The sequence below is a fragment of the Streptomyces sp. NBC_00249 genome, from assembly GCF_026342355.1.
GTDB lineage: Bacteria > Actinomycetota > Actinomycetes > Streptomycetales > Streptomycetaceae > Streptomyces.
Map to the genome: position 1 here is coordinate 438,827 of NZ_JAPEMV010000005.1, position 20,259 is coordinate 459,085.

The 20,259-nt window shown below is 71.6% G+C and carries 14 protein-coding genes and 2 pseudogenes; 7 read left to right on the forward strand and 9 right to left on the reverse strand.

What is annotated here, in order from left to right:
* Window positions 1-198: 198 nt before the first annotated feature.
* From OOK31_RS23785 to OOK31_RS23805, 5 genes are all read right to left on the reverse strand, one after another.
* On the reverse strand, window positions 199-1,014 hold the full coding sequence (locus OOK31_RS23785; RefSeq protein WP_267089324.1) for an endo alpha-1,4 polygalactosaminidase: 816 nt from the start codon (window positions 1,012-1,014) through the stop codon (window positions 199-201).
* Window positions 1,011-1,715 carry a spherulation-specific family 4 protein gene (locus OOK31_RS23790; protein ID WP_267089325.1) on the reverse strand — a complete coding sequence of 235 codons (705 nt, stop codon included), beginning with the start codon at window positions 1,713-1,715 and terminating at the stop codon, window positions 1,011-1,013. Before OOK31_RS23790 ends, OOK31_RS23785 begins: the two co-directional genes overlap by 4 nt.
* Before the next feature lie 4 nt (window positions 1,716-1,719).
* A complete protein-coding gene (locus OOK31_RS23795; RefSeq protein ID WP_267089326.1) occupies window positions 1,720-3,321 on the reverse strand; it encodes a hypothetical protein in 1,602 nt (533 codons plus the stop codon).
* Entirely contained in the window at window positions 3,318-4,847 is a 1,530-nt protein-coding gene (gene pelF / locus OOK31_RS23800; RefSeq protein ID WP_267089327.1) for a GT4 family glycosyltransferase PelF, read from the reverse strand. Before pelF ends, OOK31_RS23795 begins: the two co-directional genes overlap by 4 nt.
* 111 nt (window positions 4,848-4,958) lie before the next feature.
* On the reverse strand, window positions 4,959-6,986 hold the full coding sequence (locus tag OOK31_RS23805) for a hypothetical protein (protein WP_267089328.1): 2,028 nt from the start codon (window positions 6,984-6,986) through the stop codon (window positions 4,959-4,961).
* A 357-nt stretch (window positions 6,987-7,343) separates the two neighbouring features.
* Here OOK31_RS23805 and OOK31_RS23810 point away from each other — a divergent pair, with 357 nt between their 5' ends.
* The 5 genes from OOK31_RS23810 to aceE all read left to right on the forward strand — a co-directional run bounded on the left by OOK31_RS23810 (window position 7,344) and on the right by aceE (window position 16,261).
* Window positions 7,344-8,870, forward strand: a complete 1,527-nt coding sequence (locus OOK31_RS23810) for a leucyl aminopeptidase (protein ID WP_267089329.1) — start codon at window positions 7,344-7,346, stop codon at window positions 8,868-8,870.
* A gap of 312 nt (window positions 8,871-9,182) precedes the next feature.
* On the forward strand, window positions 9,183-10,571 hold the full coding sequence (gene lpdA / locus OOK31_RS23815) for a dihydrolipoyl dehydrogenase (protein ID WP_267089330.1): 1,389 nt from the start codon (window positions 9,183-9,185) through the stop codon (window positions 10,569-10,571).
* 54 nt (window positions 10,572-10,625) lie between these two features.
* Entirely contained in the window at window positions 10,626-12,386 is a 1,761-nt protein-coding gene (sucB, locus tag OOK31_RS23820; RefSeq protein WP_267089331.1) for a 2-oxoglutarate dehydrogenase, E2 component, dihydrolipoamide succinyltransferase, read from the forward strand.
* Between the two features lie 227 nt (window positions 12,387-12,613).
* Window positions 12,614-13,237 (forward strand): GntR family transcriptional regulator, encoded by a 624-nt coding sequence (locus OOK31_RS23825; protein ID WP_267089526.1) that lies wholly within the window; start codon window positions 12,614-12,616, stop codon window positions 13,235-13,237.
* Window positions 13,238-13,576: 339 nt separating this feature from the next.
* Window positions 13,577-16,261: a pyruvate dehydrogenase (acetyl-transferring), homodimeric type gene (gene aceE / locus OOK31_RS23830; RefSeq protein WP_267089332.1), complete on the forward strand. Its 2,685-nt coding sequence runs from the start codon at window positions 13,577-13,579 to the stop codon at window positions 16,259-16,261.
* 61 nt (window positions 16,262-16,322) lie between these two features.
* Here the strand turns inward: aceE and OOK31_RS23835 are convergent.
* Both OOK31_RS23835 and OOK31_RS23840 read right to left on the reverse strand, forming a co-directional pair.
* Window positions 16,323-16,877: pseudogene (locus tag OOK31_RS23835) on the reverse strand (cellulose-binding protein); the annotation flags it as partial.
* A gap of 117 nt (window positions 16,878-16,994) precedes the next feature.
* Window positions 16,995-17,777, reverse strand: a pseudogene (locus tag OOK31_RS23840) (serine/threonine-protein kinase); the annotation flags it as partial.
* Between the two features lie 123 nt (window positions 17,778-17,900).
* Here OOK31_RS23840 and OOK31_RS23845 point away from each other — a divergent pair.
* Window positions 17,901-18,419 (forward strand): DUF4240 domain-containing protein, encoded by a 519-nt coding sequence (locus OOK31_RS23845; protein WP_267089333.1) that lies wholly within the window; start codon window positions 17,901-17,903, stop codon window positions 18,417-18,419.
* A 9-nt stretch (window positions 18,420-18,428) separates the two neighbouring features.
* Here OOK31_RS23845 and OOK31_RS23850 read toward each other — a convergent pair whose 3' ends face one another.
* Window positions 18,429-19,199 carry an SDR family NAD(P)-dependent oxidoreductase gene (locus tag OOK31_RS23850; RefSeq protein WP_267089334.1) on the reverse strand — a complete coding sequence of 257 codons (771 nt, stop codon included), beginning with the start codon at window positions 19,197-19,199 and terminating at the stop codon, window positions 18,429-18,431.
* An 86-nt stretch (window positions 19,200-19,285) separates the two neighbouring features.
* Here OOK31_RS23850 and OOK31_RS23855 point away from each other — a divergent pair, with 86 nt between their 5' ends.
* Window positions 19,286-19,939 (forward strand): TetR family transcriptional regulator, encoded by a 654-nt coding sequence (locus OOK31_RS23855; RefSeq protein ID WP_267089335.1) that lies wholly within the window; start codon window positions 19,286-19,288, stop codon window positions 19,937-19,939.
* Window positions 19,940-19,984: 45 nt separating this feature from the next.
* Here OOK31_RS23855 and OOK31_RS23860 read toward each other — a convergent pair whose 3' ends face one another.
* The gene (locus OOK31_RS23860) at window positions 19,985-20,254 is read right to left on the reverse strand and encodes a hypothetical protein (protein ID WP_267089336.1); all 270 of its coding nucleotides are present in this window, start codon (window positions 20,252-20,254) and stop codon (window positions 19,985-19,987) included.
* Window positions 20,255-20,259 lie beyond the last annotated feature (5 nt).

The following is a 20,259-nucleotide window of genomic DNA, read 5'->3' on the forward strand; positions in this document are numbered from 1 at the left end:
TGAGCGCCCTTGACAGGCCGGCCCGACACGGAAGGACGATGAGACTGACGGGAAACCCCCAACCCCTCCCTGACACCGCTCAGGCCAGACGCCGCTCACCCGAACCACCGGCCCGCAGACGGGGAGGCGGGTGGGCAACCACCGCCCGGGCCCGGTGCCTCGAGGGGAGATAGCGGGCCCGGGCGGCGAGGCCGGGCGTCAGCAGGCCTTGCGCCAGGTGCCCAGTTCGAGTTTCTTCTCCAGTGAGCTGAGTTTCAGGGCGCGCGAGCGTTCGCAGAAGCGGCTCGTGGGGAGTTCGTACTCGACGTGGAAGACGGCCTTGCCCGCTGCGATGAAGGGGGTCAGGCTGTCGCACTCCTTGTACTGGGCGCACTGTTCGTTGACCGCGAAGTCGAAGTCGCCGACCAGCTGGGGGATCTGGTCGAGGTCGTTCTTCAGGCCGACGGACAGGCCCCGGTCGTGGGCGAGGCGGGCGATCAGCCGGTTGAAGCGGAGCTGGTCGTCGGCGGTGACGGGGAAGCCGGAGTCGTTGCGGTAGGCGTCCATGTTGTCGGGTTCCACGGCGTCGAAGCCCTTGTCGCGGCACATGTCGAAGCGGGTGGCCATGAGCGGCTCCAGTACGTCGACGGCCCGGATGTCCAGCCACCGTTCGCCCTTCCAGCCGTTGCCTTCGCCGAGCACCGCCTTGGGGAAGCGGTCGGCGTCGGGGCGGAAGTCCTCCCAGGCTCCGGTGGAGATGTAGCAGATGGTCCTGCGGCCGTCCTTCTTGAGGCGGTCGACCTCCTCCTTGCTGGTGAGGAACCCGTCGACGTCGTAGACGGGTACGTCGACGGAGGTGTCGAGCTTTCCGGTGAGCTGCCACTGCCAGGCGGTGCCCGGTCTGGGCACCCAGCGGTCCCCGGGGGCGGGGGCCGGTCCGGGGTCGGGGGTGGCGTCGTCCTCGTCGGGTTCCGCGGTGCAGGCGGCGGTGAGCAGCAGCAGCGTGGCGACGAGTGCGGTGGTGAAACGCTTCATCCGGTGGCCTCCAGGGCGTACGGGAGGGTGCCCCACGGGTGCGCGCCGGTCCCGGGGACCGCGCAGTGCACCGCCGCCCGCCGCTCGGCGGCCAGTTCGGCTGCGGGCGCGCCCGGCGGGACCGCGTACACGAGGTGGCAGAACCGCTGAGGGGGGTGGTCGGCGGTCCAGGACGGCGGGGCCGCGGCCGCGTCCCGGTAGGCGTCCCACGGCCCCTCGAAGGTGACGAGGAGGTCGGCGAGCGGTACGTATCCGGGGTGCGGGTGGACGCCGTGGTTCAGGACGAGCGTACGGGCCCCGGCGGCCCGGGCGGCGACGGCGAGCCGTCCGTAGTGGGGCAGCAGTGCCGGATCGGCGGAGGCCTGGTCGAGGAACGCGCCGTCGGTGGCGTACCAGTCGCGGTGGCGCAGCAGGTCCTGGACGACGGCTGCGTGCGGGCGGCGCCCGTAGTCGGTGTCGGCGTAGCCGAGGACGGGGACGCCGGCGTCCTTGAGGCGGGCGGCGACGGCCGCGAACCGTTCGTCGGGGGCCGTGCCGGGGCCGCTGTCGGGGTTGAGCACCACCGAGTGCACGAGGCCGGCGCCCGCGGAGCGGATGAGCCGCTCCCAGGCCTCGGGGCGGTCGGCGGGATGCTCGTAGAGCGGCACCAGCAGCATGGGGTCCTTCTTCTCGGCGGGGCGGCGCGGGTCGGGGTCCGTCATGGGGTCACCGGTGGGCCGTCGCACGGCCCAGGAGCAGGCAGACGAGGACGGCCAGCGCGGCCGCCGCGGTGGCGGCCACCACCAGCTGGACGAGCCGGGGCTGTCCGGCTCCGGCCAGCAGGGCCAGGCTCTGGGCGAAGGCGGCCGAGGCGCAGACCACCGCGGCGGGCCGGACCGCGCCGAAGGACTGCAGCAGCAGCCCGGTCCACATCACGGCGCCGAGCAGCAGCAGGGTGGCGACGCGCAGTCCGGTCAGGCCGGGGGCGTCCGGCCACAGCAGGGTTCCGGTGACGCCGAGGGCGAGCAGCACCACGAGGTAGAGGGCGAGGCAGCGGGTCAGGGTGGCGAGCATCCGGCGGCGGAAGGCCCGGGCTGAGCGGGCGGCGCGCAGTCCGGCGAGGCTGCCGCTGCGGAAGCGGTGCAGGAGCCATTCGGCAGGGCCCATGCTGAGGGTGAGGGCCACGGCGGAGGGGGCGGCGACGGCTTCGGCGGGGCCTCCGGCGAGGACCTCGCCGAGGGCGGCGTACAGCACGAGCAGGCCGGTGCCGAGGCCGAACACCCCGTAGGGCACGGAGTCCCCGATGCGGGGGCCGCGCCGGGCGTAGTGGTCCTCCTCGGCGCCGCGCAGCATCCGCCAGCGCACGGCGCCGTCTTCGCCGGGGCGGCGCCGGGCCCGCTCGCGGATCCGGCGCGCCGCGGTCCGCAGGCCCTCGGCCAGCGGGAGTTCGCGGACGGCGAGGGTGCAGGCGGCCGCCAGGGACAGCACCAGCAGGGCGACCCGCAGGGGTACGGGCGGGTCGGTGACGAGGGAGAGGAGGGCTCCGGCGGCCATGGGGGCGAGGGCGGCGAGCAGCACCCGCTCCCGGCCGAGGACGAGCAGGACGGTGGCGGCCCCGACGTACAGGGCCTGTCCGGCGGCGAAGGCGTACGAGAACGGCGGCCCGCCCGGTACGGCGAGCGCGGCGGCGGTGCCGAGCAGGGCGCCGGCGGGGGCGCCGACGAGGAGGGTGCGTCCGGCGGCGGCGCGGTCGCCGAGGCCGAGCCAGGAGTAGGCGCGGTGGGACAGGGTCTGGTCCCAGACCCAGCCGATGAGGGCTCCGGCGAGCAGGGTCAGGGTGCCGGCGGGCAGGCCGAGGCGGTCCTGGGGGCCTTCGAGCAGCGGGGCGCCCAGGACGTAGGCGAGGCCGGGCAGGGCGAAGATCACCCCGCGCAGGAGGCAGGCGGTGAGGGAGACCTTCCAGGGGTCGGGGAGGTCTTCGGGTTCGGGGAAGGCGCGGGGGACGCGGGCGAAGAGTTCCTCGGCGAGGGCGAAGGAGTCGTGGCGGCCGTAGGTGAGGCGGATGTACTCGTCGTTCATCCCGTCGGATTCGAGGATGGCGGCGATCTCGTCGGGGTGGACGGCGGCGGCGATGAACACGTCGAGGCGGGTCGCGAGTTCGTCCATGGGGTCGGCGGCCGGGCCCCCGCCCTGCCGCGGTCGCGGCAGGGCGGGGAGGGTGTCGGTGCGGGCACCCGTCCGGATGCCGGCGCGGGCGCCGGAGGCGTGGCCGACGTGGACCCAGCCGCCTTCCGGGCCGGGGGGCTTGAGCCAGAGGGATCCGCTCACCACAGGCTCCCGTCGGCGGCCAGCTCTTTGTTCCAGGGGTCCTTGTACCAGGGGTCGGCGAGCCGCTGGGTCCAGTCGTCGCCCGCCTGGACGGGCAGGACGGGCTGGCCCGCGAGTTCGATGTAGATGTGCCGGAAGCCGTCCACGGACTGGTGGAGGGTGAACTTCTCGACGACCCGTTTGCGCGACATCCGGCCCAGTTCGGCGCGGCGTGCGTCGTCGCGGAGCAGGGCGAGGGTGGCGCGGGCCATGGTCTCGGGCTCGCGGGGCGGGACGACGAGGCCCGTGTCGCCGACGGCTTCGCGGACGCCGCCGACGTCGGTGGAGACGGTGGTGCGGCCGCAGGACATGGCCTCGATGATGCTGAAGGGGAAGCCTTCGCTGATGCTGGAGAGCATGACGACGCTGCCGGCGGCGTAGGCCTTGGCGACCTGGTCGATGCGGCCCTCGTAGGTGATGCCGTCGCCGACGCCGAGTTCGGCGGCGAGCTTCTCCAGGCGGAGCCGGTACTCCTCGCAGCCGGCCGGGACGGGGCCGAAGAGGCGCAGGCGCAGGGCGGGCAGTTCCTCGCGCATGAACGCGTAGGCGCGGATGAGGGTTTCGAGGTCCTTGATCGGGTCGATGCGGCCGCACCAGCTGAGGGTGGGCACCTCCGGCTCGGGGCCGGCCTCGGGGAAGGCGTGCGGGTCGACGCCGTTGTAGACCGTGCGGATGCGGTCGGAGTCGGCGCCTCCGCGTTCCTCCCAGCGGCGGTTGTACTGGTTGCACGGGGTGATGAGGTCGGCCTGCCGGTAGCCCTCGGAGTTGAGCTCGCGGTAGAAGCCCAGCATGAGGGCCTTGACGGGCCAGCGCTGGGCGGCGGTGCGGTAGCCGAGGTAGCGCTCGCGGAGGTAGATGCCGTGCTCGGTGAGGAGGAAGGGCACTCCGTCGAGCCGTTTGGCGGCGAGGGCGGGGAGGGTGGCGAGGCCGCTGCTGACGGCGTGGGCGACGCTGTCGGGCGGGATCCGCACGGACAGCGGGCGCAGGGCGTGTTCCAGCAGGTCGGTGGCGGTGAGCGCGTCGTGGAGGGTGGGCGCGGCCTCGGCGGTGACCAGGCCCGGGCGGGTCCAGACGGTCGTCAGCAGGCGCAGGACCGATTCGGAGCGCAGGGCGGGGGCGAGCCGGCCGGCGCGGGCCAGCTGGGCGAGTTCGCCGAGGGCCTCGGAGAAGCCGCCGGCGGCCGGGTCTATGAGGGACAGCAGGAAGGTTTCGTACGTTTCGGTGAAGCGGCGGCGGGCCTTGCCGCGCAGGGCGGTACGGCGGGTGCGGGGCGGTGTCGGGCCCCAGAGCGGTACGGCGGTGTGGCGGTAGACGTTCCGCGGCAGTTCCCAGGTGACCGGCTCGCGTCCGGAGCCGGTCAGGGCTATGACGTTGAAGTCGACTTCCGGCATACCGCGGACCAGTTGGTCGCACCAGGTGCTGACGCCCCCGTGGACGTGCGGGTAGGTGCCTTCGGTGAGCATGGTGACGTGACGCCCATGGCTCATAGGTGTGTGTCCCCCCAGGACGGAAAGGGGCCGGCGCCCGTCGGGTTCGCGGAGCGCCGGCGCTGGGTGGTGCGAGTGGCGGCTTGCGGGCTTACTGGCGGTTCGGCCCGGTCAGAGGAGCTTGAGGGTGACCGCCGACTGGAGCAGCTCGGGAGCAGTCCAGGTGGAGCGGGTGCCGGCGTAGGCGGTGCCGAAGTCGGCGGTGCCGAGGAGGAGCTGCTTCTTCGTTCCGTTGGGTGCCGTGACGGGGGCGACGACGCCGCCCGGCGCCTTGATCGTGACGTCCTTGCCGATGCGGTACGCGGTGACCTGGCCGGCGGCCAGGGCCTTGTCCCAGGCCGCGCGGCGGCTGAGCTCGACGCCGGTGTCCTTCATGCTCTGGTTGACGATCGGCGCGCTGGGGGCGTAGAGGCCGCGGTAGGTGTCGAGGACCTGGTTGAGCACCGGGTAGAGGGTGCGGTCCTCGGCGAGGTTGGACTGGTGGACGTAGTGCGGCTTCGGGTCGTTGGCGAGCACGTGCCGCAGGGCGGTGCGGGCCTCGGCGGGGACGATGTGGTCCAGGTAGCCGGTGTTGACGTCGAGCGGGGCCGGCAGGCAGGTCGAGGTCGCCGGGTTGTCCTCGCAGATGCCGCTGCCGCCGTCGGCGCGGCTGGTGTAGATCCAGTTGTACTCGTCGGCCATCTCCGCGTTGGTGCCCGTGTTGTAGTACACGTTCATCGGGTACCGGGGGACGGTGAGGGCGGCGCCGACGGCCCGCTGCGCGGGTTCGCGGGAGTTGTCGCTGCCCGCCCACTTGACGCCGTTGTCGGCGAGGGCGCCGGCCAGGTTGGGGTTGTCCTGGGGCTGCTGCGGGAGGGTCTTGAGGCCGGAGTGCTCGCCGGTGACCAGTTCGGTGCGGTCGGTGGTGATGCCCTTGGACGCGGCCCAGTTGTTGTTGTCGCGGATCTGGGCGGAGATCTCCGCCCGGCTCATGTAGTTGATCGCGCCCTGGGCGTTCTTGGTGCAGGTCCAGGGCGTGGTGCTGACGTCCTGGACGCAGCCGAGGAAGGGGTGGGAGTAGGTGTGGTTCATCCACCGGTACTTGGCCCGGTCGGCGACCAGCTGCGCGGTGAGGGCGTCGGTGCCGCCGTTCTCGGTCTTCCACTCCTCGCCGGCGCCGGCGTTGAAGAGCATGTCCAGCTTGAAGTTCTTGCCGGTCTGCCACTGCGCCGCGTACTGGGCGTCGGCGGCCGTCATGCGGATGGTGCTCTCCTTGCCCTCGCCGCCCGCGCAGGCGTAGTCGCCGGGCGTGCAGTTGAGGGCCTTGTCCCAGCGGGCGTCCGGGGCGAAGACGTCGTCGACGTGGACGGCGAAGTAGCTGCGCTCCTGGCCGAGGTGGACCCCCTGGGTGAGCCACTCGACGATGCCCCGGGCGAGCAGCCGGAACTGCTGCTGGTACTGGTTGTAGCCGAAGGTGACGACCAGTTCGCTGCGCCCGTCGTGGGTGTACTCGCCGACGAGCGAGGCCCGTCCGGAGCCGACGGGGGCGTCGAGGTAGCTGGTGTACCCGGCGCGCGGCTTCCCCATGAACCCGTAGCTCTCCGGGACCAGGGGGGAGTTGTCCTCGAAGGTGACCTGGCCTCCGAGGTAGCCGAAGGGGCCCGCCTTGCCGGCGGCGGTGACGGCGGCCGGAGTGCCGTCGAGGGTGCCGGCGTAGCCCCCGTTGTCGGTGTACTCCAGGCCCACTTCCGGGTGGGCCCAGGTGTAGGCGTCGACCTGGCGGATCCCGTACGTCGTCTCGTACGCGGTGAGCGCGGCCAGTTCGGCCGAACCCGCGCCGAAGGGGTTCTCGTTCGGCAGGACGACCCCCTGGAACTTCGCCCTCGGCCTGCCGTCGACCGTGTCGCTGAGGAACGCCGCGTTGATGACCGGGCGGCTCGCGCTGCCCAGGTCGACGCGGGTGAACGGCACGCCCGTGTCCTTCAGCTGCGCGGTGATCGCCCCGACGGAGCTGCCGCCGTCGTCGACGACCAGCACCCTCAGGTCGACGCGCGGTGTCACCGCGGCCGCCTGGGCGGTCGCGGCGGGTACTGCCACGGACATCAGAGCTGCCGCGGCCATGGCGGCGGCGACCCTGTTCATCCGGTTCTTGTTGACCATTTCGGCCTTTCCCCCCGCAGGCGTCCCTCGGTCGCGACCCTAGGCGGAGGGCCGGACCGGGGAGGCTCTGTGGAAATCATGCAAAGGAACCCCGCGTCCCCTTGCGAGAGTGGCTCGAGTCTCTCGGACCTCGTCAGGTCTAAGAGGCAAACCTGGAGCAGAGTCCACAGATGGGTGAACCTGGTATCGCATTGATCGAACAAGTTGACAAACCTTCGAGTGACGTACGGGCGAGTACGTACGCGTAGGCTCATTTCCGGCGGCCATAGGGCCGGAATACGATCGCTGCGGAGCCGCCGGCGACCCCGACGTGACCGCAGCCCCCACCCACACAAACGGAAGCGAGACTTCACCACCGTGACTGCTCTGACTCTCAGCACTGCCGGCGCAGCGACGCTGCGCGCCGACGCCCTCGTGGTCGGCGTCGCGAAGGGCCCCAAGGGTCCGGTCGTGGCCGCCGGCGCGGAGGCCGTGGACAAGGCGTTCGACGGAAAGCTCGCCGCCGTGCTCGAAGCCCTCGGTGCCTCGGGCGCCGAAGGCGAGGTCACCAAGCTGCCCGCCCCGGCCGGTCTCAAGGTCCCGGTCGTGCTGGCGGTCGGACTGGGCTCGGCCCCCGAGCAGGACGAGTCCTTCGACGAGGAGGCCCTGCGCCGCGCCGCCGGCGCCGCCGCCCGCGCCCTGCACGGCGCCAAGAAGGCCGCCTTCGCCCTCCCCCTGGACGACGCCTCCGCCGTCACCGCCGTCGCCGAGGGCGCGCTGCTGGGCGCGTACGCCTTCACCGCCTACCAGGGCGGCGACAAGAAGGGCAAGAACTCCGGCCCGAAGCAGCCCCTGGCCGAGGTCGCCCTGCTGGGCGCCAAGCCGCGCGACAAGGAGCACAAGGCCGCGGCCGAGCGCGCCTCCGTCGTCGCCACCGAGGTCAACATCGCCCGCGACCTGGTCAACACCCCGCCGAACGACCTCACCCCCGAGGCCTTCGCCGCCGTCGCCTCCGCGACCGCGAAGGAGAACGGCATCAAGGTCCAGGTCCTGGACGAGAAGGCCCTCCTCAAGGGCGGCTACGGCGGCATCATGGGCGTCGGCAAGGGCTCCGAGAACCCGCCGCGCCTGGTGAAGCTCTCCTACACCCACGCCAAGGCGGAGAAGACCCTCGCCTTCGTCGGCAAGGGCATCACCTACGACTCGGGCGGCATCTCCCTGAAGCCGGCCGGCCACAACGAGACGATGAAGTGCGACATGGCCGGCGCCGCCGCCGTCTTCGCCGCCGTCGTCGCGGCCGCCAAGCTGGGCCTCCAGGTCAACGTCACCGGCTGGCTCGCGCTCGCCGAGAACATGCCGTCCGGCTCCGCCACCAAGCCCGGCGACGTCCTGCGCATGTACAGCGGCAAGACCGTCGAGGTCCTCAACACCGACGCCGAGGGCCGCCTCGTCCTGGGCGACGCCCTGACCAAGGCCTCCGAGGACAACCCGGACGCGATCGTCGACGTCGCCACCCTGACGGGTGCGATGGTGCTGGCGCTCGGCGACCGCACCTTCGGGATCATGGCCAACGACGACGCCTTCCGCACCTCGATCCACGAGATCGCGGAGGAGGTCGGCGAGGCCTCCTGGCCGATGCCGCTCCCCGAGGACCTGCGCAAGACCATGGACTCCCCCACCGCCGACATGGCCAACATGGGCGTCCGGATGGGCGGCGGCCTGGTCGCCGGCCTCTTCCTCCAGGAGTTCGTCGGCGAGGGCATCACCTGGGCCCACCTCGACATCGCGGGTCCGGCCTTCCACGAGGGCGCCCCGTACGGCTACACCCCCAAGGGCGGCACCGGCTCGGCCGTGCGCACCCTGGTGCGCCTCGCCGAGCGCACTGCCACGGGCGACCTGGGCTGACGCACCCGCCTGCCGGGACGCCGCGCAGCCGGCCGAACGCGCCCCGGGACCCCCGTCGGGGTCCCGGGGCGCGTTCGCTCTGGAAGAAACCTGGAGGGTCGGTAGGTTTCTACGCAGTGGTAACCCCCACTTCGGGCGGAACGACGGTCCACACCCGGGGCCCGGCGTCCCGCGTTCCCCCGACAAATGCGAAGATGGGTTCTCGGCAGGACAGGGCCCCCACCACAGGGCCGAAGAAACAAGCGGCCGATTACCAGCCGCCGCCCGGTCACAGAGGACCGGTGCCCGGCGCACATGCATGGAGGACGTGACGTGGCGAACGACGCCAGCACCGTTTTCGACCTAGTGATCCTCGGCGGTGGCAGTGGCGGTTACGCCGCGGCGCTGCGCGCCTCCCAGCTGGGTCTCGACGTTGCGCTGATCGAGAAGAACAAGCTCGGCGGCACCTGCCTGCACAACGGCTGCATCCCCACGAAGGCTCTGCTGCACGCGGGCGAGATCGCGGACCAGGCGCGCGAAGCCGCCCAGTTCGGTGTGAAGGCCACCTTCGAGGGCATCGACATCGCGGGTGTGCACAAGTACAAGGACGAGATCATCGCGGGCCTGTACAAGGGTCTGCAGGGTCTGGTCGCCTCCCGCAAGGTGACGTACATCGAGGGTGAGGGCCGCCTCTCCTCGCCGACCTCCGTCGACGTCAACGGCCAGCGCATCCAGGGCCGCCACGTCCTGCTGGCGACCGGCTCCGTGCCGAAGTCGCTGCCGGGCCTGGACATCGACGGCAACCGCATCATCTCCTCGGACCACGCGCTGGTCCTGGACCGCGTGCCGCAGTCCGCGATCATCCTGGGCGGCGGCGTCATCGGCGTCGAGTTCGCCTCGGCGTGGAAGTCCTTCGGCACCGACGTCACCGTCATCGAGGGCCTCAAGCACCTCGTTCCGGTGGAGGACGAGAACAGCTCCAAGCTGCTGGAGCGCGCGTTCCGCAAGCGGGGCATCAAGTTCAACCTCGGCACCTTCTTCGAGAAGGCCGAGTACACCGAGACCGGCGTGCGCGTCACGCTGGCCGACGGCAAGACCTTCGAGGCCGAGGTGCTGCTGGTCGCCATCGGCCGCGGCCCCGTCTCCCAGGGCCTGGGCTACGAGGAGCAGGGCGTCGCGATGGACCGCGGCTACGTCCTGGTCGACGAGTACATGCAGACCAACGTGGCGACCATCTCGGCCGTCGGTGACCTCGTCCCCACCCTCCAGCTCGCGCACGTCGGCTTCGCCGAGGGCATCCTGGTAGCGGAGCGTCTGGCCGGTCTGAAGACCGTCCCGATCGACTACGACGGTGTTCCGCGCGTCACGTACTGCCACCCCGAGGTCGCCTCCGTCGGCATCACCGAGGCCAAGGCCAAGGAGATCTACGGCGCGGACAAGGTCGTGGCCCTGAAGTACAACCTTGCGGGCAACGGCAAGAGCAAGATCCTCAAGACCGCGGGCGAGATCAAGCTCGTCCAGGTCAAGGACGGTGCCGTGGTCGGCGTCCACATGGTCGGTGACCGGATGGGCGAGCAGGTCGGCGAGGCCCAGCTGATCTACAACTGGGAAGCCCTGCCGGCCGAGGTCGCGCAGCTCATCCACGCGCACCCGACGCAGAACGAGGCGATGGGTGAGGCCCACCTGGCCCTCGCCGGCAAGCCGCTGCACGCACACGACTAATCGTCACTGGGCGCGACGACCACTTCCGCACTTTCGTTAGGAGCAACAGAAACCATGTCGGTTTCCGTAACCCTTCCGGCGCTCGGTGAGAGCGTCACCGAGGGCACCGTCACCCGTTGGCTGAAGGCCGAGGGCGAGCGCGTCGAGGCTGACGAGCCGCTGCTCGAGGTCTCGACCGACAAGGTCGACACCGAGATCCCCTCCCCCGTCTCCGGCATCCTGGCCTCCATCAAGGTCGCCGAGGACGAGACCGTCGAGGTCGGCGCCGAGCTGGCCGTCATCGACGACGGCTCCGGCGCCCCGGTCCCGGCCGCGGCTCCGGCCGCCGTCGAGACCCCGGCCGCCGCTCCGGCGCCGGTCGCCGAGGCCCCGGCCGTCCCCGCACCGGCCGAGACCCCTGCCGCCCCCGCTGCCGCCGCGCCCGCCGCGTCCGGCACCGATGTCGTGCTCCCCGCCCTGGGCGAGTCCGTCACCGAGGGCACCGTCACCCGCTGGCTGAAGGCCGTCGGCGAGTCGGTCGAGGCCGACGAGCCGCTGCTGGAGGTCTCGACCGACAAGGTCGACACCGAGATCCCCGCCCCGGTCTCCGGCACCCTGCTGGAAATCGTGGTCGGCGAGGACGAGACCGCCGAGGTCGGCGCCCGTCTGGCCGTCATCGGTGTCGCGGGCGCTGCTCCGGCCGCGGCTCCCGCCGCCGCTGCCCCGGCCCCGGTCGCGGCTCCCGCCGCCGCTGCCCCGGCTCCGGTCGTGGCCGCCCCGGCTCCGGTCGCCCCGGCTCCGGTCGCCCCGGCTCCGGTCGCCGCCCCGGCTCCCGTGGCCGCTCCGGCCCCGGTCGCCGCTCCGGCTGCGGTCGCCCCTGCCGCCCCCGCCGCTCCGGTCTCCGCCGGTGACGAGGGCGCGTACGTGACCCCGCTGGTGCGCAAGCTCGCCTCGGAGTCCGGCGTCAACCTGTCCACGGTCTCGGGCACCGGTGTCGGTGGCCGTATCCGCAAGCAGGACGTCCTGGCCGCCGCCGAGGCCGCCAAGGCCGCCGCTGCCGCCCCGGCTCCGGCCGCCGCTCCCGCCGCGAAGGCTCCGGCCGCCGCGGTCTCCGAGCTGCGCGGTCAGACCGTCAAGATGACCCGCATGCGCAAGGTCATCGGCGACAACATGATGAAGGCCCTGCACTCGCAGGCGCAGCTCAGCTCCGTGGTCGAGGTGGACATCACCAAGATCATGAAGCTGCGCGAGAAGGCCAAGGCCGGCTTCCTCGCCCGCGAGGGCGTCAAGCTGTCCCCGATGCCGTTCTTCGTCAAGGCCGCTGCCCAGGCGCTGAAGGCCCACGCGGTCGTCAACGCCCGGATCAACGACGACGAGGGCACCATCACCTACTTCGACTCGGAGAACATCGGCATCGCCGTGGACTCCGAGAAGGGCCTGATGACCCCGGTCATCAAGGGTGCCGGTGACCTCAACCTGGCGGGCATCTCCAAGGCGACCGCCGACCTGGCCGCCAAGGTCCGCGGCAACAAGATCACGCCGGACGAGCTGTCGGGCGCGACCTTCACCATCAGCAACACCGGCTCGCGCGGTGCGCTGTTCGACACCGTCATCGTGCCCCCGAACCAGGTCGCCATCCTGGGCATCGGTGCCACGGTCAAGCGCCCGGTGGTCATCGAGACCGCCGAGGGCACGAACATCGGCATCCGGGACATGACGTACCTGACCCTGTCCTACGACCACCGTCTGGTGGACGGCGCGGACGCGGCCCGGTACCTCTCGGCCGTCAAGGCCATCCTCGAGGCCGGCGAGTTCGAGGTCGAGCTCGGTCTCTGAGACCGAGAGGGTCTGAACGAGGTTGAGCTGAGCCTGTAAGGCCCCGCGCACAGCCCCGGCTGTCGCTTACGGCGCCCCCGCCCGGATTCGTCCGGGCGGGGGCGCCGTCTTTGTAACGAGCCTCACCCGCAGTCCCTGACCGGGAACGCAACGCAGCAGGCCACGGCGGCCGTATTGTCTACGCATCAGGCCCCGTGTGCCCCCACCCAGGAGTTGAAGCGCCGATGATCACCCCACCCGTCGTGCACTCGCTGCGCGAGCAGATCCGCGAGCACATCGTGGAGGGGATCGTCAGCGGCCGCTGGAAGCCCGGCGAGCGGATCGTCGAGCGGCGGATCGCGGTGGAGCTGGAGGTCAGCCAGACGCCCGTACGGGAGGCCCTGCGCGAGCTGGAGACGCTGCGGCTGATCGAGTCGGCCCCGAACAAGGGGGTCCGCGTACGGAACCTCTCCGCGGCCGACCTGGAGGAGATCTACCCGGTCCGGGCCGGCCTGGAGCAGATCGCGGCGGAGCTGGCCGCGCCCCGGCTGGCGGCCGACTGCACGGCCCTGGAGCCGCACGTGGCGGCCCTGTGGGAGGCCGACCGCACCGAGGACGGCACGGCGCAGGTGCGGCACACGGTGGGCTTCCACCGGGAGATGGTCCGGGCGGCCGGAAACAGCGTGCTCCTGCACACCTGGGAGAGCCTGGGCATCGAGGTGTTCACGGCCCTGTCCATCCGGTGGCTGGGAACCGTCCAGAAGTCCTACGCGGAGGAACACGAAGCCCTCGTCGCGGCCTTCCGTGCCCAGGATCCGGACATCGGGCTGCTCGTGAAGCGGCACGTCCTGGGCTGCGCCCCGCGCGCCTGATTTCCCCTTGACCCATCCGGCCCGCCCTGGTGGCGGGCCGGACGCATTACCCGGTGAAACACCGTCTGACCTGCGGTTTTGAGCGGCTCTCCAGGGGGCCGCTACCGCTGCGGCCTGTACTGATCACACCGGCGGAACCACCGGCACCGCGTGCCTGACTTCATGGCACCGGGTGCCGACTTTCGTCGTAGTGACATTTATTCGTCACTTTTATTTGATCGATCATCGATCAGCGCTTTACAGTCAACGCGGACCCCACCCGGGTCCATCGACCCTGTCCTGCCCGTCAGGGTTTTCTTCACCACCACCTCTCCTTTGTCCGGAAGGCGGCGCACACCGATGTCCGACCCCGTAGGAAAGCTTCCGAGCGAGCTCGACCAGCTCCCGGACCGCGACACGGAGGAGACCGCCGAATGGGCGGCCTCCCTCGATGCCGTCGCAAAGGCCGCCGGTACGCGCCGCGCCGAGTACTTGCTCCGCCGTACCCTCCAGCACGCCGAAGCCGCGGGCCTCGCCCTGCCCAAGCTGCTGGAAACGGACTACGTCAACACCATCCCCACCTCCGCGGAGCCCGAGTTCCCGGGTGACGAGGCGATGGAAGCCAGGATCACGGCCTGGAACCGCTGGAACGCGGCCGCCATGGTCACCCGCGGCTCCAAGTACGGCGTCGGCGGCCACATCGCCACCTTCGCCTCCGCCGCGTGGCTGTACGAGACCGGCTTCCAGCACTTCTTCCGCGGGAAGGAGGCCGACGGATCGGGCGACCAGCTCTACATCCAGGGCCACGCCTCCCCCGGCATCTACGCCCGCGCCTTCCTCGACGGGCGCATCTCCGAGCAGCAGCTCGACAACTTCCGCCAGGAGTCCGGCGGCAACGGCCTGCCGTCCTACCCGCACCCGCGGCGCCTGCCGTGGCTGTGGGAGTTCCCGACGGTCTCCATGGGCCTCGGCCCGCTGTCTGCGATCTACCAGGCGCGCTTCAACCGCTACCTGCACAACCGCAGCATCAAGGACACCGCCAACTCGCACGTCTGGGCCTTCCTGGGCGACGGCGAGATGGACGAGCCCGAGTCGACCGCCGCCCTGGCCCTGGCCTCCCGCGAGCAGCTCGACAACCTGACCTTCGTCATCAACTGCAACCTGCAGCGCCTCGACGGTCCGGTCCGCGCGAACTTCCGCGTCGTCCAGGAACTGGAAGCCCAGTTCCGCGGCGCCGGCTGGAACGTCATCAAGTCGCTGTGGGGCTCCGCCTGGGACGAGCTGTTCCAGCTCGACACCACGGGCGCCCTGGTACGCCGCCTGCGCGAGGTACCCGACGCGCAGTTCCAGACGTACGCGACCCGCGACGTGGCCTACATCCGCAACCACTTCTTCGGCGCGAACCCCGAGCTGGTCCAGCTCGCCGGTGTGCTGTCCGACGCGAAGATCGCGGAGTGCTTCCACAGCTCCCGCGGCGGCCACGAGCCCCGCAAGGTCTACGCCGCGTACAAGGCCGCCCTGGAGCACAAGGGCGCGCCGACGGTCATCCTCGCGCAGACCGTCAAGGGCTACACGCTGGGTGCCGGGTTCGAGTCGAAGAACGCGAACCACCAGATGAAGAAGCTGACGATCGACGAGTTCAAGGACATGCGTGACCTCCTTGGCCTCCCGATCCCGGACAGCGCCTTCGCCGACGGCGTGGTCCCCTACGGCCACCCGGGCGCGAACAGCCCCGAGGTCCAGTACCTGAACGAGCGCCGCGCGGCGCTCGGCGGGCCCGCCCCGGCCCGCAAGGTCAAGCAGGTCGCCCTGCCCGCCCCCGCGGACCGTTCCTTCGCCCCGCTGCTCAAGGGTTCCGGCAAGCAGGAGATGGCCACCACCATGGCCTTCGTCCGGCTCGTCAAGGACCTGATGCGGGACAAGGAGACCGGCAAGCGCTGGGTGCCGATCGTCCCCGACGAGGCCCGTACCTTCGGTATGGAGTCCCTCTTCCCGTCGGCCGGCATCTACTCGCCGCTGGGCCAGACGTACGAGCCGGTCGACCGCGACCAGCTCATGTACTACAAGGAAGCCAAGGACGGCCAGATCCTCAACGAGGGGATCACCGAGGCCGGCGCCATGGCCGACTTCATCGCCGCCTGCACGTCGTACGCGACGCACGGCGAGCCGATGATCCCGTTCTACATCTTCTACTCGATGTTCGGCTGGCAGCGCACCGCCGACCAGATGTGGCAGCTCGCCGACCAGCTCGGCAAGGGCTTCATCGTCGGCGCCACCGCGGGCCGCACCACGCTGACCGGTGAGGGCCTCCAGCACGCGGACGGCCACTCGCACCTGATCGCGTCCACGAACCCGGCGTCGCTCAACTACGACCCGGCCTTCGCGTACGAGATCGCGGTGATCGTCAAGGACGGTCTGCGCCGGATGTACGGCGAGAAGCCGGAAGACGTCTTCTACTACCTGACGGTCTACAACGAGCCGAAGGTCCAGCCCGCCATTCCGGAGGGTGTCGAAGAGGGCATCATCAAGGGTCTGTACCGCTTCAACACGGCGGCCGACCTGGCGGAGGCGGCCCCGGCCGCCGACGCGCCGAAGATCCAGCTGATGGCCTCGGGTACGGCGATCCACTGGGTCCTGGAGGCGCAGAAGCTGCTCGCCGCCGAGTGGAACGTCTCGGCCGACGTCTGGTCCGCGACCTCGTGGGGCGAGCTGCGCCGCGACGCGCTGGAGTGCGACGAGGCGCTGCTGCGCGGCGAGGTCCGCACCCCGTACGTCACCCGCGCGCTGGAAGGCGCCCAGGGCCCGGTGCTCGCCGTGTCCGACTGGATGCGTCAGGTCCCGGACCAGATCAGCCAGTGGGTCGAGCAGGACTACACCTCGCTCGGTACGGACGGCTTCGGTCTGTCCGACACCCGCGAGGGCGCCCGCCGCCACTTCGGTGTCGACGCCCAGTCGATCGTGGTGGCCTCGCTGGCCCAGCTCGCCCGCCGCGGCGAGGTCCCGGCGTCCTCCGTCAAGGAGGCCCGGGAGCGCTACGGCCTCTGAGCCCCGCGTACCCGTCCGTGAGGCGGCCCGGCCCACCCCTTCAGGGGGCGGGCGGGCCGCCTCACGGCGTTCTGGGGGACCGCACCTGGCTCCCCTGGGCCTCGACCGCCGCGACCGCCACTCCGGTCAGCTTCGCCAGCATCTCGCGGACGTTGGTCAGCTGGGCGTTGATCGAGTCGCGGCGGTTGGTGAGCGCCGCCAGCTCGCGCTCGGACTCTCTGCGGATCCGGTCCGCGTCGGCGCCGGCGCCGGCCACGATGTCCTCGGCCTGACCCTGCGCGGTCTCCAACGTCTGACGGGCCCGGCGGTCCGCATCCGTGCGGAGATTCTCGGCCTCGAGGCGCAGCTGCTCGGCACGGTACTCGATCTCCTCGAGGCGCTTCACGGCCTTCTGCTGACGCGAGGCCAGGTCGCGCTCGGACTGCTCGCGCCGCCTGGCCAGGCCGGTCTCGAACTCCATGGCGGCCTGGGCGGCCTTGGCGCGGGTCTCCTCGAAGAGGGCATCGGCCTCCTCGCGCTTGGACGCCGCGTCCCGCTGTGCGGCCGCGCGGACGGTCATCGCGTCGCGCGTGGCCGTCTCGCGCAGCTCCGCGATCTCCCTCTCGGCCTCGGCCCGCATCCGGGCCACTTCCGTCGCGGCGTCCGCGCCGCCCCGTACGCTCGCGGGCGGCCGGTACGCGGCCAGGTGGCGGTTCAGTTCCCGTACGACGGTGGCCGCGTCGGGCGGGCGGTATGCCGGGTCCTTGGCCAGGAGGCTCATGACCAGGTCGGCGAGGCCGGCGGGGGCGCTGCCCGGGGGGAGGGGGCGGGGCGGCTCGTGCACGTGCTGGTAGAGCAGCGCCACCGGCGTGGGGCTCGCGAAGGGCGGGTGGCCGGTGAGGCCCTCGTAGATCAGACAGCCCAGGCTGTAGAGGTCCGCGCGGTGGTCGATGCCGGAGTCGCCCCGGCACTGTTCGGGGGACATGTACGCGTAGGTGCCCATGGCGGTCCCGGTGACGGTGAGGTCCGCGACGCGCAGGGTCTCCCCGAGGATCTTCGCGAGGCCGAAGTCCAGGACCTTGATCACGCCGGCATCGGTGAGCATCACGTTCTGCGGCTTGACGTCCCGGTGGATGATGCCGCGCTCGTGCGCCGCGGACAAGGCGGTCGCGATCTGGCCGGCCCAGTTCGCCACGTCGTACCAGGGAACTCGACCGGGGCCGCAGAAGATCTGCGCGAGCGTGCTGCCGTCGAGGCGTTCCATCACCAGGTAGAGCAGCCTGCGCCGCCCCAGCACGGCCTCGCCGCAGTCGTGGACGGTCACCGTGTGCCGGTGGGGGAGGTTGGCCGCCGAGCGCACCTCGTGGGTGAACCGCTGTTCGACCTGCGCCGCGTCCATTCCCGGCTCGCTCTCGACGAGCTTGGCGGCGACCGGCCGCATCATCCGTACGTCCAGGGCGCTCCAGACCTCGCCCATGCCGCCCCCGCCCAGCCGCTCCTCCAGCCGGTACCGGCCTTCGAGCAATTCGCCCCGCATCAGCACCCCTCCCCCGCTGCCGTGCCGTGGGTCCGAGTATGCGGCCAGGCGGGGGTCCGACACCGGCCTTTGGCCGTATGCGCGGTGGCGGCGCGGGGGTGGACCCGTGATGCTGGAGCGGTGATGGACGAGACGGAGTTCTGGGAGATCGTCGACCGTACCCGCGAGGCCGCCGAGGGCGACCCCGAGGAGCACGCGGAGCTGCTGGTGGAACGGCTGGCACAGCTCGATCCCGACTCCGTGCTGGACTTCGCGCGGCACTTCGAGTCGCGCTACAACCGGGCGTACACCTGGGACCTGTGGGGCGCGGCGTGGGTGCTCCTGGACGGGGCGAGCGACGACGCCTTCGACTACTTCCGGTGCTGGCTGATCGGGCAGGGCCGGGAGGTCTTCGAGGGCGGGGTGCACGACCCGGACCAGCTGGCGGAGCTGCTCGGGGAGTTCGACGAGGAGATCGACGGGGACGGCGAGGAGCTGGGGTACGCGGCCGACGAGGCGTACGAGCAGTTGACGGGCGCGGTGGCGCCGGAGCTGGGGGTCCCGCTCCAGGCGGCGGAGCCGGAGGGCGCTGCGCTGGACTTCGAGGACGAAGCCGTGCTGGCGGAGCGCTTCCCCCGGCTGTGGGACCGCTTCAGGGGCTGACGCCGGGGCTCAGTAGTGGGTGCCGCCGTCGATGCGGATCTCGGTACCGGTGATGAAGGCGCCGTCCTCGGAGCCGAGCATGGCGACGACGCCGGCCACGGTCTGGGGGCCGGCGAAGCCCTGACCGAGGGCCGGGGCGAGCTTGGCGAACAGGCTCCAGTCGGTGTCCTCGGGCAGGCCGGGGCCGTTGCCGGTGGTCATGCCGCTCTCGATGGAGCCGGGGGCCACGGAGACGAAGCGCAGGCCCTGCTTGCTGTACTCGGCGGCCAGGGCGTGGGTCATGGACTGGATGCCGCCCTTGCTGGCCGCGTAGGCGGTCATGTAGGGGTGGGCGAAGGTCGCCGAGGTGGAGCTGAAGTTCACGACGACCGGCTGGTCGCCGGCGAGCAGCGCCGGGAGGGACTCGCGGATCATCAGGAAGGTGCCGGTCAGGTTGACCGCGATGACCTTGTTCCAGAAGTCCAGGGTGGTCTGGTGGGTGTGCGCGGAGCGCAGGATGCCCGCCGCGTTGACCAGGACGTCCATGCCGGTGAGGGCGTCGACGGCGGCGGCGACGCCTGCCTTGACGGCGGCTTCGTCGGATATGTCCAGGACGGCGGTGGTCAGCCGGTCCGCGTGGCCGGCGGCGGCCGCCTGCCCGGCGGTGGCCTTGAGGCCTTCCTCGTTGACGTCGACGGCGTGGACGCGGCCGCCCTCGGACAGGATGCGGTGGACGGAGGCCTGGCCGATGCCGGACCCGCCACCGGTGATGAGGACGCGACGTCCTTCGTAACGGTTCATGGGGCGAGCGTACGGGCTAGATGGCACGTTTTGCCAGTCTGTCACTCGATGCAATCGCCGGACATGCCGGACGGTACGCTTCACCGGTGAGATCTCCCCGCCCGTACTCCCCCCAGGCCGGCCCCGGAGCACAGTCGCTGACCGAGCGCCGCAAGGCCGCCACCCAGCTGGACATCGCCCGCGCGGCCTGCGAGCTCTTCGCCGAGCACGGTCCCGACGGCACCACCGCCGAGGACATCGCCCACCGCGCCGGCGTGGCACTGCGCACGTTCTACCGCTACTTCCGCAACAAGCAGGAGGCCGTGGCCCCGCTGCTGGCGGGCGGCGGCGACGCCTGGCGCGCCCTGCTCGCCGAGGAGGACCCCGGCACCCCCCTCGCCGCGGCCCTGGAGCGGGCGGTGACCCGGTCGCTGAGCGATTCGCAGGCGGTGGAGGAGGGACTGAAGGTCACCCGGGGGCTGCTGCGCGCGGCCACGGGCGACGAGGCGCTGCGGGCCGTCTGGTACCGGGTGAACCAGGAGTCGGAGGAGCGCCTGGTGCCGGTGGTGGCCCGGCTCGCCGGGCCGGACGCCGATGTGGTGTCGGTACGCCTGCTGGCCGCGGCCGCCACGGACGCGATCCGGGTCGCGCTGGAGGTCTGGTCGGCCGGCGACGCCCCGGTCTCGGGTCCCGGCTCCCCCGCCGACCTGGCGGTCCACTGCCTGCGCGAGCTGACCGGCGCGATGCCCCTGCTCCGCTGAGCGGGGCAGGGGCATCGGAAGAGGGAGGGATTTTCGGCAGCAGGTTCAGCGCCAGCCTCCCCAGTCACCGTCGTGGCGCCAGTTCGCGTTGTCCCAGCGGCCCCAGTCGTGGTCGTTCCAGTCGTGGTCGTTCCAGTTGCCGTGCCGGTAGCCGTTCCCGCAGTCGTCGTCGTCCCAGTTGTTGTCGTGGTACCGGGAGTGACTCGACCGTGAGTCCCAGCCGCCGTCGTGGGCGGACGCGCTGGTGAGGGGCAGCAGGCCGAGTGTCAGCCCCGCGGCTCCTGCGACAACAGCACCGATGATCCTACGGCGCATCTTCA